At 57.1% G+C, this 16,351-nt stretch carries 12 protein-coding genes; 7 read left to right on the top strand and 5 right to left on the bottom strand.

What is annotated here, in order from left to right:
* The 7 genes from H1Y01_RS04250 to H1Y01_RS04280 form a co-directional block, all read left to right on the top strand.
* On the top strand, positions 1 to 2,967 hold a 2,967-nt coding region (locus tag H1Y01_RS04250; RefSeq protein ID WP_180539030.1), incomplete at its 5' end, for a beta strand repeat-containing protein.
* A gap of 537 nt (positions 2,968 to 3,504) precedes the next feature.
* Entirely contained in the window at positions 3,505 to 4,485 is a 981-nt protein-coding gene (locus H1Y01_RS04255) for a YncE family protein (protein ID WP_180539031.1), read from the top strand.
* 14 nt (positions 4,486 to 4,499) lie between these two features.
* Entirely contained in the window at positions 4,500 to 5,282 is a 783-nt protein-coding gene (locus H1Y01_RS04260; RefSeq protein ID WP_219341255.1) for a c-type cytochrome, read from the top strand.
* Positions 5,283 to 5,284: 2 nt separating this feature from the next.
* Positions 5,285 to 6,853, top strand: coding sequence for an acido-empty-quinoprotein group A (locus H1Y01_RS04265; RefSeq protein WP_180539033.1), 1,569 nt, complete (start codon positions 5,285 to 5,287; stop codon positions 6,851 to 6,853).
* Positions 6,854 to 6,965: 112 nt separating this feature from the next.
* Positions 6,966 to 7,109, top strand: coding sequence for a hypothetical protein (locus tag H1Y01_RS04270; RefSeq protein WP_180539034.1), 144 nt, complete (start codon positions 6,966 to 6,968; stop codon positions 7,107 to 7,109).
* 342 nt (positions 7,110 to 7,451) lie between these two features.
* A complete protein-coding gene (locus H1Y01_RS19870; protein WP_367399762.1) occupies positions 7,452 to 7,652 on the top strand; it encodes a nuclear transport factor 2 family protein in 201 nt (66 codons plus the stop codon).
* A 29-nt stretch (positions 7,653 to 7,681) separates the two neighbouring features.
* Positions 7,682 to 8,056 (top strand): DUF6632 domain-containing protein, encoded by a 375-nt coding sequence (locus H1Y01_RS04280; RefSeq protein ID WP_180539036.1) that lies wholly within the window; start codon positions 7,682 to 7,684, stop codon positions 8,054 to 8,056.
* Between the two features lie 4 nt (positions 8,057 to 8,060).
* Here H1Y01_RS04280 and H1Y01_RS04285 read toward each other — a convergent pair whose 3' ends face one another.
* The 5 genes from H1Y01_RS04285 to H1Y01_RS04305 all read right to left on the bottom strand — a co-directional run.
* Entirely contained in the window at positions 8,061 to 10,838 is a 2,778-nt protein-coding gene (locus H1Y01_RS04285; protein WP_180539037.1) for a M16 family metallopeptidase, read from the bottom strand.
* Between the two features lie 11 nt (positions 10,839 to 10,849).
* Complete coding sequence (locus H1Y01_RS04290) at positions 10,850 to 12,313, bottom strand: GH1 family beta-glucosidase (protein ID WP_180539041.1); 1,464 nt, start codon at positions 12,311 to 12,313, stop codon at positions 10,850 to 10,852.
* 70 nt (positions 12,314 to 12,383) lie between these two features.
* Positions 12,384 to 13,880, bottom strand: a complete 1,497-nt coding sequence (locus H1Y01_RS04295) for a sialate O-acetylesterase (RefSeq protein ID WP_180539038.1) — start codon at positions 13,878 to 13,880, stop codon at positions 12,384 to 12,386.
* Positions 13,881 to 13,888: 8 nt separating this feature from the next.
* Positions 13,889 to 15,577: a CRTAC1 family protein gene (locus tag H1Y01_RS04300; protein WP_180539039.1), complete on the bottom strand. Its 1,689-nt coding sequence runs from the start codon at positions 15,575 to 15,577 to the stop codon at positions 13,889 to 13,891.
* Between the two features lie 3 nt (positions 15,578 to 15,580).
* The coding region (locus H1Y01_RS04305; protein WP_180539040.1) for a multiheme c-type cytochrome at positions 15,581 to 16,351 on the bottom strand (771 nt) is incomplete at its 5' end.

Genomic DNA, 16,351 nt, shown 5'->3' on the forward strand with positions numbered 1-16,351 from the left:
AGCAGCATGTACCCGAAAACCACGTTCTACTATGCCGTCTCTGCTTTCGATGCGGCAGGTAACAGTTCGGCGCAGAGCGCCGCCATAGCGGTGACCACGCTGCCGGACACAACGCTGCCGACGGCTCCCGCCAGCCTTGTCGCAGTTGCTCAGGGACCGCAACAGGTCGCCCTTAGTTGGCCGGCTTCGACGGACGATGTTAAAGTTGCCGGATATTCCATCTCGCGAGGCAAGACACCGACTTCGATGATCTCAGTCGGCACCACAACCTCGACTTCCTTGGTAGATACGTCCGGACTATCGGCGGCGCAGACTTACTATTACACGGTTTCAGCTTTCGACGAAGCCTCGAACTATTCGACCCCGAGCCCGATGGCCACGGTCACAACACTGCCGGTCACGACGCCCCCGACGGTTTCACTGCAGACGTCGGCATCGCCTTCAGCGATCGGACAGACCGTGACCTTCACGGCGACAATCCGCCTCACTTCCGGCACGATTCCAAACGGGGAAACGGTGGCTTTCGCAAACGGGAGCACACAGATCGGTTCGGGTAAGACGAGCGGCGGTGTCGCAACCTTCAGCACCGCAGCGCTCGCGGTTGGCAGCAACTTAGTCACTGCGAATTACCCTGGAGACGGAGTGTATCAGGCCGCCACTTCGCCGGCCTTAAATCAGGTGGTAAGTAAGAATGCCACCACCGCGACTGTTACGTCTTCGGCGAATCCAGCCAGCTATGGCCAATCCGTGACATTCAGCGCGTTGGTCACCTCCACCGGTGCAGTACCAACCGGCAGCGTCACTTTCAAGAGCGGATCGGCGGCGATCGGGTCCGGTACGCTGGCCGGCGGAGTCGCTACTCTTTCGACGACAACACTCGCTACGGGAACGAATGCGATCAGTGTCTCGTATGGAGGCGACGCGTACTCGTTGACGAGCACATCAGCGAACCTTAGCCAGGTGGAGAATGACTCTACGATTACGCTGGCTCTAAAGTCCAGCGCGAATCCGTCGGCGCCCAATCAGCAGGTTACCTTTACCGGTACCCTCACGATTCCGAATGGCGGCAACCCTACAGGAACCATCACGTTCTCGCAAAACGGCGCGGTGATTGGCTCTCCAGTTACAGTCGCCTCGCGCCAAGCCAGTATTAGTACTAGCTTTTCCGCGACGGGCACTTACGGGATCAGCGCCGTATACTCCGGGGACGTGAACTTTACTTCCGCCAGTGCCCCGGCCCTAAGTGAGGTAATCGCGGCAGGAACCACGACTACATCTGTCCAGACTTCCGGATCGCCCGCGGCAATAAGCGCTCCCGTCACCATCACGGCAACGATTCATTCCACCAGCGGCACTGTCCCGAATGGTGAACTGGTTACCTTCAACGATGGAGCAACGGTTATCGGCACGGGTGTGACCGCCGGCGGAATCGCAGCCTTTACCAGCTCGACACTCGCGGCGGGAACACACTCCATCACGGCGGCTTACGCCGGTGATGCGAACTTTGCGCCGAGCACATCCAAAGCGCTTTCGCAGACGATTTCGAAAAATACAACGACCACGGCTCTAACGTCGAACCTAAATCCGTCCAGCTACGAACAATCTGTTACTTTCGCGGTGACCGCCTCATCCACTGGCGTTACTCCGACTGGTACCGTGACTCTTAAGAACGGAGCAACGACGATCGGGTCGATTACACTTGCCAACGGTGTCGGTACTTTCTCGACCGCAACTCTGGCCACCGGCTCGAATTCGATCACTGCCGCATACGGGGGCGACGCGTCATCGGCGAGCAGCACATCCGCGGTTCTCCACCAGGTGGTAAGTGGCTCTACGATCACACTCGCGCTGAAATCCAGCGCGAATCCGTCGACGCCCAATCAACAGATTACTTTCACCGGCACCCTCACAGTACCGAATGGCGGCAACCCAACAGGGACCATCACGTTCTCGCAGAACGGCAGCGTAATTGGCTCTCCAGTTACAGTCGCCTCGCGCCAAGCCAGTATTAGTACTAGCTTTTCCGCGACGGGCACTTACGGGATCACCGCCGTATACTCCGGCGACTCGAACTTCTCCGGCGCCAGCGCGCCAGCCGTCAGCCAGACAGTTGCGGCGGCATCCACGACGACCACCGTTAAATCTTCCGTATCCCCCGCGGTAGTGGGCACTCCGGTGACTTTCACGGCAGCGATTCACCCCGCTACCGGCACTGTCCCAAATGGTGAAGTGGTCACTTTCACTGATGGAACGACGGCTCTCGGTACGGGTGCAACCGCCGGCGGAATCGCAACTTTCACTACGTCGTCCCTCGCGGTAGGTTCACATTCCATCACGGCGAGTTACGCCGGCGATGCGAACTTCTCGCCCAGCACATCCGTGGTGGTCTCCGAGACTATCATAAAAAACACAACGACCGCAGCAGTTACGTCGAACCTGAACCCGTCCACCTACGGACAGGCAGTTACTCTGACGGCAGCTGTATCTTCTCCCGGCGCCACGCCAACCGGCACGGTGACTTTCAAGAACGGCACAACGTCGATGGGCCAAGTGACCTTGGTTAACGGTGTGGGCACTCTGACCACAGCCACACTTTCGGCCGGTACAAGTTTAATCACGGTTGTCTATAGCGGCGACGGGGCCTCCAGCAGCAGTACATCGCCGGCCCTGAGCCAAGTAGTGAACATAGCGCCTACGGCAACGGTTATAGGTTCATCGTTGAATCCCTCGACGTCTGGTCAATCGGTGAAGTTCACTGCCACAGTTACCTCCAGCAACGGGACCCCAACCGGTACTGTAACGTTTACGCAAGGCGCGACCACCCTCGGCACTGCAACTCTGGTTGGTGGAAATGCCGGACTCTCGACGACTGCCCTGGCCTCCGGCTCGGACGTCATCACCGCAACATATAACGGCACGGCAAGCTTCGCAGGGAGTTCCGCAACGTTTAACCAGAACGTTAATTAGACTCTGATTGAGCTTGGCTTTACCTCTGGGAGGATCAACCTGTCGGCAGTGGAAGATCCCTCAAAGGAGGTTGGGCGACACGGCTCGCGAAATGGTCTGCGTAATGGAACGCTTCGGGGTCTGGGGCCAAGCATCACCGAAGTTGTAACGGCTACATCTGACGCTAGAGCTGAGCCTATCGCTCCTTCCTGTTTGTTGGTGAGTCTTCGCCATGACCTGCTCCTCTCTGGCTCCGTGCGGGCCAGATCGGACGCTGCGGTACCCGCGTAACCTTCGGCAGCCTGTACCTGAGAACCAACTCCCGAAACCTGAGAGACGGCACATCCCGTCGCGAACTGAACGCGCCACCAGATGAGTCCATGCGGCAATGACCGTCGATGCTGCCGCAGAACTTACGAAAGTCCGCCCACCGTGGTTAAGATAGTTCTAATTTGCTACCTTTAGTGCTTCTAATCCGGATTGAGCCTAGCTTCACGGCTTACGTCTGCGTTCGGGCAGGCGGCTCGGTTGGTTCAGAATGTATTATTCGGGGATTCGATGCGCAAAGCCACCATCCTGATTCTCACCTTCGCGTGCCTGACGTTTTTCGCAGCACAATCGGCGCGCAGCCAGTTCCGCCGCCATCACCTGATGCTGATTGTGAGCAAGGGCCTGCCGGGCGTAACGATCTATGATGCGGACAGCGAAGACGTGGTCTGCCGCGCCAAGACCGAGGCGAGTTTGGGTGAAGCTGCGTTTTCGATCGACGGCCACACCGCGTACGTTCCGACTGAGCACTCGCTGCACTTTATCGGCACGTCCGATTGCAAAGATAACTATGTGCTCGATACCGGCAGCGATCAGCGGCTGCACGGGATCGTGATCGGGATCAGCGGCAACATCTACGTTACTGCCGAGGCTTCGAAATCCGTCCTCGTCATCAACTCGGGCACGCACAAAGTCACCGCGCATGTTCCCACCGGTTCGGAATACTCGCACATGCTGGTGATCACGCGCGACGAGGCGAAAGCTTACGTGAGCAATGTTGCAGCGAAGACCCTGTCGGTTTTAGACATCCCGGGCCGCAAGCTCTTGCAGCAGATCCCGACGGATTCCGAAAACCAGCGCGTCGCGCTCAGCCCCGATCAGCACTGGCTGGTGACGAATCTCGGGCCCGACCACAAGGTCGCGTTCTACCGGACCGCCGATAATCAGCTCGACTTCAGCATCCCGGTCGATGGTGTGCCGTTTACGGCGAAGTTCGCGCGCAGCGATACCATCTTTGAGGCCGGAACGCAGGACGGTAAGATCCGGGTCTGGAGGATCGATCCGCAGCAGAAGAAGGTGGTTGCGACGACAACCGACGAATTGGGAACGTCTGTCGGATCTTTGGCGGTGAATCCGTTCAATGGTTTGATTTACGTGAGTGATCAGGATTCGAGCAAGGTCGCTGAGATCAACCCGGCGACCATGAAAGTCGAAAAACGCCTCTACGCGGATAAAACGCCGGATTGCATTGTGTTCAAAGAAGTGGATTAGCGGCGTATACACTGATGGAAGCGATGCGCGTCAAGACATTCCTGTCCCTGTTGGTAGGATTCGCTGGTTTCACGTGCCAGCCTCTGTTCGGTCAAGACAAAGTTGACTTCGACCGAGCGGCCGTGGAGCGCGGAAGGACCGATTTTAAATCGTCCTGCGGCTTCTGCCACGGCGAGGACGCCACGGGAAACCGCGCTCCCGATCTAATCCGTTCGGCGATCACTAACCACGATGTCAACGGCAACTTACTCGACCCGGTCATTCGAAGCGGGCGTCCGGATCGCGGGATGCCGGCCTTCTCCAACTTAAGAGATAAGGATCTCGCTGACATCGTTACTTTCCTCCATAGTCAGGCTTATGCCGCCCTGCATAGCGCGCACGTTCCGGGCGACTATCCCGTCGCCAAGCTACTGACCGGAAATGCAGACCGCGGCAAAACCTACTTCGACGGCGCGGGCGGTTGCACGCAATGCCACTCGGTGACCGGCGATCTTGCCGGAATTGCTAAGAAGCTGAAACCGATTGACCTGCAACAACGACTGGTTTATCCGGAAACACGCGGGAAACAGACCGCTACGGTTACTACTGCCGATGGCCAGAGCTTCCAAGGCAAGGTGAAAGACCTGGATGAGTTCAATGTGGCTATCGTCGACGCGTCCGGCTGGTATCATTCGTGGCCGCGCTCCGAGGTGAAGGTGGAAGTTCACGACCCGCTTGCCGCGCACCGCGAATTGACCGAGAAATATACCGACCGCGACATCCACGACCTGTTCGCATATTTGGAAACTTTGAAATAACCATGCGCCGCTCTTTACTCACATCTATCCTGTTTGCCTGTTCGCTGCAGGCCGGTTCTGTATCTGAAGGTTTGGATCCGGCGGCGTTGTTGAAGCCCGCCACGGATACATGGCCTACTTACAACGGCGACTACTCCGGACGGCGTTTCAGTACGTTGTCGCAAATCAATCAGGGGAACATTAATCAGCTGACCGTAGCTTGGATGTCCCAGGTGAAAGGTGTCGCGATCAAGTCGACGCCGCTAGAAGTCGACGGAATCCTGTACTTCACAACGCCGGACAATGTCTGGGCAGCGGACGCGCGCACCGGTAAACAGATCTGGCACTACCTTCGCGAGTCGCAGGGCGATCACATCGGTCAGCGCGGAGTCGCCATGTACGGAACATGGCTGTACTTCGAAACTCCGGACTGCCATCTAATCTCATTAAACGCCAAAGACGGTACGGTTCGCTGGGACCTGGAGTTAGCCGACCCGAAGCTCGGCTATTTCGCCACCATGGCGCCATTGGTCATTCGTGATCATGTATTAGTCGGCGTTTCCGGCGATGCGACCGATGTTCCCGGATTTTTGGAATCGCTTGAACCCGCGACCGGCAAGGTGCAATGGAAGTGGTTTACCGAGCCGAAGCCGGGCGAACCGGGGTCTGAGACGTGGCCTCAAGGTACCGACGCGATTGCCCATGGCGGCGGGATGACATGGATGACGGGCACTTATGACCCGCAGCTGAACCTGACTTACTGGGGAACCGGCAATCCCAACCCCGTCCTAAACGGAGACATCCGTAAAGGCGACGATCTTTATACCTGCTCCATCGTTGCCTTAGATCCGGATACGGGTAAGTTGAAGTGGTACTTCCAGCCGTCCCCTCACGATACGCATGACTGGGACGCGGTTCAGACCCCGGTCTTGTTCAATGACACGGACAACGGAGTGGAACGCAAACTACTAGCGCAAGGCAGCCGCAACGGTTACTTCTTTCTGCTGGACCGAACGACCGGCGAGCACATTGTGACTGCTCCTTTCGTGAAGACAAACTGGTCCGAAGGTATCGACGCGAAGGGCGAGCCCCGGCCCAAACGCGAGAAGGAACCGAAGCCGGACGGTGCGCTTGTCTCGCCGGGATCGGATGGCGCGACGAACTGGCTAGCTCCGAGTTTCGACCCGCAATCCGGACTCTTCTATTTAAGCGCGCGGCGGCTTTGGAGCCTCTTCTATATGACGGCGGATGGCAAGCCGGAGGGCTGGGCAGGCCGCGACCGCAATCTTTGGGCGACATCTTTCATTGCAGCCATCGATTACATGACGGGCAAAGTCCGCTGGGAACACCCGATCGGTGAAGGTGAGGGGACAGCCGGCATCCTGACAACGGCGGGCAATCTACTGTTCAGCGCGGATAACAACGACAACCTGATGGCTCTCGATCCCGCGACGGGTAAGACACTCTGGCACGTACCGCTAGGCGGGCGCCTGGTAGCCTCCCCGATGACTTATGAGTTAGATGGGCGGCAGTACCTACTCACGCCGATCCAAAACGTGATGATTGCCTGGGCGCTCCCGCCGAGTAAGTGAGAAGCGCGATTGCGGTCCAGCGAGATGCAATCAATCGCGTGTTTCTTGGCGGCCCGTCGATCAAAAATGAATCGACCCTTCCTTCAGGTTCGTTTTCGACGAAATGCGCGATATGAAAGAGGCTTTCTTGAAGCACGGTCCCGGCATGTTGACGGAAGGACGGATCTTTAAGTATCCGTCGCGCTCGTTCGATCGCTTCCTTCCGGGCCGCAAAGACCTCGCTTTTGTCGGGCATACTTACTATAATCCGGAGTGAGTTCGCTCGACATGAAGCCAATTCTATTTCTGACTCCGTTGCTGTTGCTGCCCGGGCTGGTGGCCGGCAGCGACCCGGTAGTCGATGCCCGAACGGAGATCGTCGCGACTTATCCACGAACGCTCGACGCTTCGACCCGAGGCGATGCCGACGCGGCACTGCAAATGGACACCAATGATTGGGTGAGCATTACATTGGACCAGAAACCAAGGACGCGGCGGGAGATGGAGCCTTTCGTTCGGCGGGATATCGCCAGCCTGAAACCACCGCCTGACTGGTCGGCAACCTGGAAGCCGGATTACGAACGGAACGGCGAGCGGGATTCAGGTTTACGATGTCAAGCTGGACGGCGATACGGCCGTCGTGCTTTGCCTGGTCGGCGCGACGCATTCGGAAACCTCCGGTACCTCGCATCGTGTCTGGAACGGTTCCCATGTCCGCGATACCTGCATCAAGACGCCCGCCGGTTGGAAGCGCCGGAGGCACGAGAAGTTGACGGTCAACGAGCGGATGATTGACGGCCGCCCAACAACAACATCCTGAACGTTGGAAAGTATGCGGGAAAGGTGTAAATGAACCGAGAAGCTAGTCTGAAGATCGTATTGATAGTAGTGGGGTTGCTCTTTTTGTTCCTGGCCTATCCTATGATTCTGTTTGCTCGGCAGGAGCCTTCATTGTCGATGATGATGAGCCTATATGTCACGCTCGGTGTGTTCTTACTGCTCGCCGCTCGCAATCCGACGGCGAATCGCAGCCTGATCGCTTTTACAGCGTGGTCAAGCTTCGCGCACGCCGGCGTTATGGGTACGCAGGCTTTACAGAACATAGTTGACCGCGGAGAACTGATCGGCGTCGGAGTCCTGATCATCATAGGCGTGGCCTTGATCGCGCTGGCACCCGCGAAAGAGCCGGCGCTACTCGGCCTTAGACAAACAATATACAAGTGATCGATTACTGCGCGGACTTGCCGTCGGCGTCGATCACATGCATGTCACCCAGGTTTAAGGCCTTCACGTCGCTCTGTATCTTCGACTTATCCCCGATGATAAGCCAGACCATGTGATCCGGCGCGATCACCGTTTGCGCCTGGTCCTTTACATCTGCCGCCGTCACCGCCTTGACGCGGTCAGCGTACTTATCATAAAAGTCATCCGGCAGATGCAGCTCAATCGCCCTTTCGATCCAATGCGCTTCGCGTTGCAGCGATTCCCGCGCGCCCGCCATCTGCAGAATTTCCTGACTTTTGGCGCGCTCCAGCTCATCCGCGGTAATTGGACGCGCACCCGTCATTCCACGGATTTCTTTCTGAACTTCGACGATCGATTCGCGCGTCTTATCGGTCTGTACCGGCGCGCCCGCGAAGTACAGCCGCTGCCCGCTGGATGGCATCACTTCCGACCAAGCGCCGTAAGACCAATGCTTATCTTCCCGCAGGTTCATGTTCAGCCGCGATCCGAACGCGCCTCCGAAGATGTTATCCATCGTTTCCAGCTGCACTTCCTGCGACTCTTCCGCCTGTGGCGCGAGCATGCCGCTGATGATCACAGTTTGCGCGGCATCGGGCTTATCGATGAGATACACACTGTCTTTCTCCGGAACGAGCACGCGCGGAACGGCCTTTTGCGGAACATCGCCTTGCTTCCAAGCGGCCAGAGCACTTTCGATCTTCGGCCGGATCTCACTTAGCGTCGTATCGCCAATCACAATGATCGTGGCGTTGTTCGGCCGGAACCACGTTTCATAAAACTTGCGGATGTCTTCCCGCTTCATCGCGGTCAGGCTTTCTGTTGTACCGGAAGATGGCGTGCCGTAAGGGTGTGTCGGTCCGTAGATCAGGCCGGGAAGTACACGGAAGGCGATCCCGAAGGGCTCCGTTTTTTCCTGTTCGATAGTCGCCAATTGGAGCTTGCGCTCACGTTCGAAGTCTTCGGCGGGAAAGGCAGGGTTTAGTAACACGTCAGCGAAGAGATCGAGTGAAGCGTCGAGCTTACTAGTAAGCGCCGAAAGCCTCACGGTAGTTAGATCGACATCCGAGTTAGCGGATATCTTCGCTCCGAGCCTCTGCTGCTCCTCGCTAATTTCGAGCGCGGATCGCTTCCCGGTACCGTCCGTCAACAGTGCGGCCAGAAGTTGCGCGGCTCCGGCCCGGGCTGTCGAATCGGCTGCCTGGCCGGCGTTCAACACAACCTCGATCTGCACCAGCGGAACATCATGCCGTTCCGCGACGACCAATGCGGATCCGCTGGAGAGTCGCTCCCGCTGCATCTTAGGAAGCTTAGGGCCTTTTAGTTCGGTTAACTCCGGAATGTGCGAGCGGTCAACGCCGGTGATGAGCTTCTTCTCGGCGGGAAACGGAGTCACGGCGAAAACGCAGCCGCCATCGCTGAGCCACGCCGCAGCGGCCTGCTTTACTTCCGCGGGCGTAGCCGACACCATCCGGTCATAAGTGATCTTCCAGTGTTTCGGGTCCCCGGTATACAAGGCGTTGTGCGCCAACACGTCGGACTTACCGCCAAAGCCGCCCACTCTTTGTAACCCGCGCACGAAGTCAGCGGTCCACTCCGTGCGCACCCGGTCCATCTCGGCTTCGGTGGGGCCGTCCTGGAGGAAGCGCGCCATTTCCTCATTAAGCGCTCGCTCGACTTCGCCGATCGTGTGGCCCTCTGCAACGGTCGCGCTAATAATGAACTGACCTCCAATTTCACGATCGTCTACGTAGGCCCAAACTTCGGTAGCGATGTGGTCGTCGTAAACCAGCCGCTTGTAAAGCCGCGAGGCTTTACCGTTAGTCAGCACATTGCCGGCTAACTCAAGATAGTTCGTGTCCGCGGTCCCAAACGGCGGAATATTCCAATACTTATAAAGCCGCGATTGCGCAACTCGGTCCTGTACATCGAAGCGCCGCTCGCCCGTCATCTTAGCCACCCAAACCGCGGGCCGGACGACCGGCGGACTCGGCGGGATATCGCCGAAATACTTAGTGACTTTTTCTTTCGCCTCGGCGGGAGTAATGTCGCCCGCAATAGCGAGCACCGCGTTGTTCGGTCCATAGTAAGTCTTAAACCAGTTCTGGACGTCCGCGAGCGAAGCCGCGTCCAGGTCCTCCATAGAGCCGATTACGGTATGCGAATAAGGATGCAAGGCCGGATAAGTGACGGACGGAGCCGTCTCCCATACGATCGAGTACGGCTGGTTATCTCCCTGGCGCTTCTCGTTCTGCACCACGCCGCGCTGTAAGTCGAGAGTCTCCTTACTAATCGACTTGTAGAAGTGCCCCATGCGGTCGGATTCCAGGAACAGAACGCGGTCGAATGCCGCAACTGGAACGGTCTCGAAGTAATTCGTCCGGTCTTCGGCGGTCGTCCCGTTGAGATCCGTTGCGCCGAGGCGCTCCACGTAATCGATATAGCGGCCTTTGGCGTTTTCGCTGCCGCCGAACATCAGGTGCTCGAAAAGATGGGCGAAACCGGTCTTACCGGCGCGTTCATTTTTCGATCCGACGTGATACCAGATGTTGAACGCGATAACCGGCGCCTTGTGGTCCTCATGCACCATGACGCGCAAGCCGTTGTCGAGGGTGAACTCCGTGTAAGGGATATCCACATCGGCGCCGAAAGCGGGGAGAAGAGTTAGCGCCAATAGGGCGAAAAGGCTTATTAGCCGCGGATGAACGCGGATAAACGCAGATGCAATCAAAGTAAGGTCTTTGTGATTATTCGTTTTCAACATCCTATCCCCTTTTATGCCAAAGCGTTGCGAGAAATGGTCTCCCGATAGAACGCCGCGCTCAACTTGGGCGTCCGCTTCTGCGTCTTGAAGTCCACATAGTGAATGCCGAAGCGCTTACTGTAACCATCGGCCCACTCGTAGTTATCCATCAGGCTCCATAGAAAATAGCCTTTGATCGGATAACCTTCCGCCGCGGCCCGCTGGACATTCGCTAAGTGGTTGCGCAAATACATCAGACGGTCCGTATCATAGATGTGGCCGTCCGGCTCCATCACGTCATCCGCCGAGCATCCATTCTCGGTGATGTACAGAGCCTTCGGCTTCCAAATCTCGCTCACATTACGAATAGCCCAATAGATAACTTCCGGCCCCACATACAGCCAGGGCGAAGCCATGCGGGGGAACGATGTCTGCTTCGGGAGCACGCGGAATCCGAGCGGCGAATCGTCGGCCATCACATAGTCGGGCTGATACACATTCAATCCGACGAAATCGAGCGGGCTTCCGATAGCTTTCATTTCGTCAGGCGTATACTTCGGCGCCGCCGCGCCCTCACGGGAAAGGTACGCGTCCGGATACTTACCGGACAACACCGGACTCAGGAAGGCTCCATTAAGCACGACGGTAGCTTTCTGCGCGGCCGCAATATGCTCGGGAGTCTCCATAACGGGCACATAGACGTTTGCGTTCTCAGCCAGACCGACCATCGTTCCAGTCCGCGCCATTTCACGAATCGCGCCGACGGCTAGTCCATGTCCCAGTATTCCGTTATGCCGCACCTGGTTGGCTTGAGCCGGAGGCAAGCGCAATCCCGGCGCGAACTGCCCGATCTTATAACTTAGATCGGTAAAGCAGACGAACTCATTGGTCGTAAAGAAATGATGGACGCGGTCCGATAGCCGGCGCGATACATAACCTGCATATTCGGCGAATGCCTTCGAAGTTTCCGATGACTCCCACCCGCCCACGCGATCCTGCAACGCCTGCGGAAGGTCCCAGTGGTAGAGAGTGACATAGGGATCGATCCCATTGGCAAGCAACTCATCCACCACACGCTCGTAATAGGCGATGCCCTCCTCGTTCGGCTTCCCTGTCCCATCCGGGAAGACGCGCGGCCAGGCAACCGACATCCGGTAACCCTTGACTCCGAGGTTCTTGAGCAGCTGAACGTCCGTCTTATATAGATGGTAAGAATCGTCAGCGACATCGCCGGTCTCGCCGTGGTAAGTCTTTCCCGGTGTATGCGAGAACGTGTCCCAGGTGGATGGTCTGCGGCCCCCTTCAGCAACACCCCCTTCGATCTGGTACGCGGCCGTGGCGCAGCCCCATAAAAAACCCTCCGGGAAGCGCAAACGGTGGGGTCCCGGCGCTTGTCCCTTCGATTGTCCCTGCGCTTCAAGTGCGGCTGGCGCTCCGGTTGCGAGCGCCGCGGTGGTTAGGGTTTTTCCAAAGCTTCTGCGTGAAATGTTTTCCATAAGCCCCCGCCGGCCAACCAGGGCCGGATAGAACGAAATCATATCAGGCGCACTCTAGGCTGCGCGCTCTTTATTCCGAAACGAAAGGCGACGCGGGCAAGTCTGCTGCGTTGTATAAATTCGCCTGAAGTGGGTCTTGCCAAGCGTAGCGCACGTATTTTGGCGAACTAGCATTTGTACCTGTAACCACTACCGTTTGGCCATCAATGCGAGCCGCGGCGGAGATAAACCGGTGATCTTCTCCCGCGATCTCAAATCCCTGTAACTCCCCGCCTTTCGCCGCGAGACCGCCGGCCGCGTGGCTGAATAGAACGCGCATCGCCGCGCCTTCGGTTACTGCTTCGCGAAACAATGGCCCTGAATACTCGATTCTTTCGTCATAACCGAGCGCCCTCGCCGCTAAGGCAAGCCGCATTCCGACTGTTTGCTTGTCCGGTGGATGCACGTTATCCGGATCGCCTATATCGATAGTGACTGCCATTCCAGTGTTTGCGACGGACAGGGTGCGGCGTTGCGCATCCCTCACGATGGCCCAGCCTTCCGTCTCATTCGACTTGAAGCTTGAAATCTGAGTAAATAAAAATGGGAAATCTCCCTGCTTCCAGTGCCCGCGCCAGTCCGCGATCAACTTCGAGAAGAGTTGATGGTATAAGGGCGCACGCTCTAAGTTACTGTTCGTTTCACCCTGATACCAAATCACGCCTTTGATTCCTAACTGAGTCGCCGGTGCTACCATCGCGTTGTATAGCCAGGAGGGATCGTAGGATTCCAACGCCGGATGCCACGGATGATGCGGTGGTGGCTGATTCGCCCGGCGCGCGGCTTCGTCCTCTCGTTTTTCAGCGGCGAGGATAGCCTGCGCTTCGGCCCTATCATTAGCCATCTTTGCGAAGCTCGCAAACACCGGCATCAACGCGGAATCACTCGCCAGGCCCTCAAGGCTTACCCAGGCCTCCGCCGGCGTCCCACCCCAGGTAGAGTCGATAAGTCCAACGGAGACGTGCTCTTTCGATGCGATCTCCCGCCCGAAGAAGTAAGCGACCGCAGAGAACTTGGCGGCTGTTTCCGGCGTGCAGGCCGTCCAGGCCGCTTCGCCTTGGAAGTCCGATAGAGGGAACTGTGACGCGTTACGCGGAATCAAGAGTAGCCGCAGATCGGGCCGGTTCGCGGTCCGGATTTCCTCCGCCGCATTGTTGACGACCGCGGAGCCCGGAAAGCCCATCAGCGGCATCTCCATATTCGATTGGCCGGACGCGAACCAGACGTCGCCCATGAGTATGTCGTCAAGAACGATCTTATTGGTACCTGTAACGGTTAACTGAAAAGGGCCACCGGCAGGTTGTGCAGGAAGGTACACGCTCCAGGTCCCTGATCGATCGCCGGTTGTTGTCGCCCTCGCGGTCTGGAGAGTCACCGAGACTTGTTCGGCCGGCTCCGACCAGCCCCAGACATGAATGGGCTGATCTCTTTGCAAAACCGCATGGCTGCTTAGAATCTTCGGCAGCCGAACCTCAGCGAACCCGGCGAACGGGAGTGCGAACATCGTAAAAAATAAGATTAAGCGCATGAAAACGACTAAGCTTCCTTTACATTGATGTAACGATCGATTTCAGGGCCAACGATCTTCTGAACCTTACCGCTGGGTTGCGGCCAGGTGATCTCGATCCAATCGATTCCAGTTGCATTTCCTATCCCGAGTACTTCGCGCGGATCGTGTGAAGAAAGATAGCTCCCCCCGTTATTCTTAAGGCACGAGTGGATGATTCCGCCGGCCGACCATCTAATTCTTGCCCCTACTGCATCGCGGTTGCAGTTAACGCCCTCTAGCTTCAACCCGAGCCAGTGATTACCGGCGCCCGCCTGGTTTTTCAAGAGCACAGGCGCTCCGCCATTAGTGGCGATCAGAACGTCGATGCGACCGTCGTTATTGAAATCGCCTACGGCCAGGCCGCGAGCCGGGTAAGATCGCGAGAAGGCCGGGCCCGCCTGATCCGAAACGTTCAGAAGCTTACCGCCGTCCTGATGAAAGAGTAAGAGCGGCTCCTTGTACTTCACCTGAGATGAGTACTTCTCAATCATGTCGTCCGGATGGCCATTCGCAAGAATCAAATCGATATTCCCGTCGTTATCGTAATCGAAGAACTTAAGCCCCCATCCACTCAACAGCCGTGTAGCTTGCGCGACGCTGTTCGCGTGGGCTGTGTCCCGGAATGTCTCGTTCTTCATGTTCTTATACAAAGAAAACATTTCCTGGTCTACATTCGCGACGAAGAGGTCCTCATAGCCTGTGTTAAATACATCGGCCGCATCCACGCCCATCCCGGAACGCGCCTGGCCGTTCTCGCTGTAGCCGACTTCCGCGGAAAGCGCAATTTCCTCAAATTGCCACTTGCCGTCCTTGTCTTTCCCGCGATTCATGAACAAGAAATTCTGGACGGTATCGTTAGCTACAAATAAGTCCATCAACCCGTCGTTATTGACGTCGGTAGCAACCACTCCGAGTCCTTTTCCAAGCGCCCGCTCGATGTCGGTTCCCCGTTGCACCTGCGTAAACGTGCCGTCGCCGTTATTGTGATAAAGAAAGCTGGCGGTCGGTTTGAATACGCGCGGAATGCAGTAATAATGGCGGCCGAGTTTATTGTCGCCGCACGATAAGTGTTCCTTGTTTCCGTAGTCGACAAAGCTGCAAACGAATAGATCGAGTTTTCCGTCGTTATCGTAGTCAAACCAGACAGCACTCGTCGTCCAGCCGGGAGTCTCCAAGCCCGCGCGCTTGGTGACATCTGCAAATGTTCCGTTCCGATTGTTCTTGTAGAGAATGCAGTTGCCGTAGGAGGTAACAAACAGATCCGGCCAGCCATCGTTATCGAAATCCCCGACGGCAACGCCCATCCCGAAGGTTCCGCCGGCGACTCCCGCTTTTTCCGTTACATCCGTGAACGTCCCGTCCCGGTTGTTCTTATAAAGGGCGTTCCGCAACGGCTTGGGTGGTTTGTAGAAGTCACAAGGGCCGCTGTTGACTAAGTAGATATCCATCCAGCCGTCGTTGTCATAATCGAGAAACGCACACCCGGGACCTAGTGTCTCCGGCAAATAGCGATCCGGAGACATGGCGTTCTCGTGAACCCAGTGGATGCCGCTCGAAGCCGGCGGTATTTCCTCGAATAAGCCCGGAGCAACGCTGCTTGCCGTCGAACCCTTCAGTGCATAGCCTGCCGAGTATCCGGCGACCAACGTTAGGAGCTTCCGACGCGACAGAGTCATGGTTTAGTCAGGATACTTCTCGCCTGCTCTTACAATTCGAATGCGGTGATCGCTGAATTGATAATGCGCGCCGGGCAGTTCGGTCTTCGGCATATGGCAACTCACACAGTTAGTACGACTCACCCGGCAGATATGAGCGCTGGCCGGAGTCGGCGGCGTACCAGCGGTGGAATGACAGGCGAGGCACTTTGCATCGTAAGCCGCGGGCTTGGTTTCCAGGTCGTGATGCGGATTGTGGCACGCGGTACACCGGATTCTAGGGTCCACGGCATCATAGCACTTGCTCGAGGTCAAACGATATGGTTGAAACCGGACGTTCAGAATCGTATGTGGGCCGTCGGTTGCGATCTGCGACCAGGTACGATGGCATTGGCCGCAGAAGTCCGAGATCTCCTCTGTACTGAGTTGGCTGAGTTTTTGGATCGCGGCGAGGCGCACATCTCCGGTCGACGCAGCCTGGGCATGCTGCTGAGCGCCGGTATGGCACCGGGCGCATTGGATTCCGGGAGTTAGTTGATCCGGATGCATCTTGTCGCTAAGCACCAGGCCGGTCGAATGGCAGCCAAAGCAGTCGCGTGTCTCGGTCGCGCTCATCAGGCGGCCGGCTGCTTCATCCAGATTGGAAGGCGCTCTATTTGCAGCGCCCATCGTTAAGTCAAGTCCATTTAGCTCGGTAAAATAACTAACGCGGCTCTCGAACAGCCGGCCATCACGCTCAAAGACGTAAGTTTGCCCCACCGCGCCTTGCCCAAATGCCCATAGGATGAGAACGCT

Origin of the sequence: Nevskia soli, assembly GCF_903970205.1 — a bacterium.
Lineage (GTDB): Bacteria > Acidobacteriota > Terriglobia > Bryobacterales > Bryobacteraceae > Bog-113.

Bases quoted from the DNA above. Each gene is read 5' to 3' on its own strand.
- H1Y01_RS04295 (WP_180539038.1), bottom strand. From the start codon at position 13,880: ATGCGCTTAATCTTATTTTTTACGATGTTCGCACTCCCGTTCGCCGGG.
- H1Y01_RS04290 (WP_180539041.1), bottom strand. From the start codon at position 12,313: ATGGAAAACATTTCACGCAGAAGCTTTGGAAAAACCCTAACCACCGCG.
- H1Y01_RS04265 (WP_180539033.1), top strand. From the start codon at position 5,285: ATGCGCCGCTCTTTACTCACATCTATCCTGTTTGCCTGTTCGCTGCAG.
- H1Y01_RS04260 (WP_219341255.1), top strand. From the start codon at position 4,500: ATGGAAGCGATGCGCGTCAAGACATTCCTGTCCCTGTTGGTAGGATTC.
- H1Y01_RS04300 (WP_180539039.1), bottom strand. From the start codon at position 15,577: ATGACTCTGTCGCGTCGGAAGCTCCTAACGTTGGTCGCCGGATACTCG.
- H1Y01_RS04270 (WP_180539034.1), top strand. From the start codon at position 6,966: ATGAAAGAGGCTTTCTTGAAGCACGGTCCCGGCATGTTGACGGAAGGA.
- H1Y01_RS04280 (WP_180539036.1), top strand. From the start codon at position 7,682: ATGAACCGAGAAGCTAGTCTGAAGATCGTATTGATAGTAGTGGGGTTG.
- H1Y01_RS04285 (WP_180539037.1), bottom strand. From the start codon at position 10,838: ATGTTGAAAACGAATAATCACAAAGACCTTACTTTGATTGCATCTGCG.
- H1Y01_RS04255 (WP_180539031.1), top strand. From the start codon at position 3,505: ATGCGCAAAGCCACCATCCTGATTCTCACCTTCGCGTGCCTGACGTTT.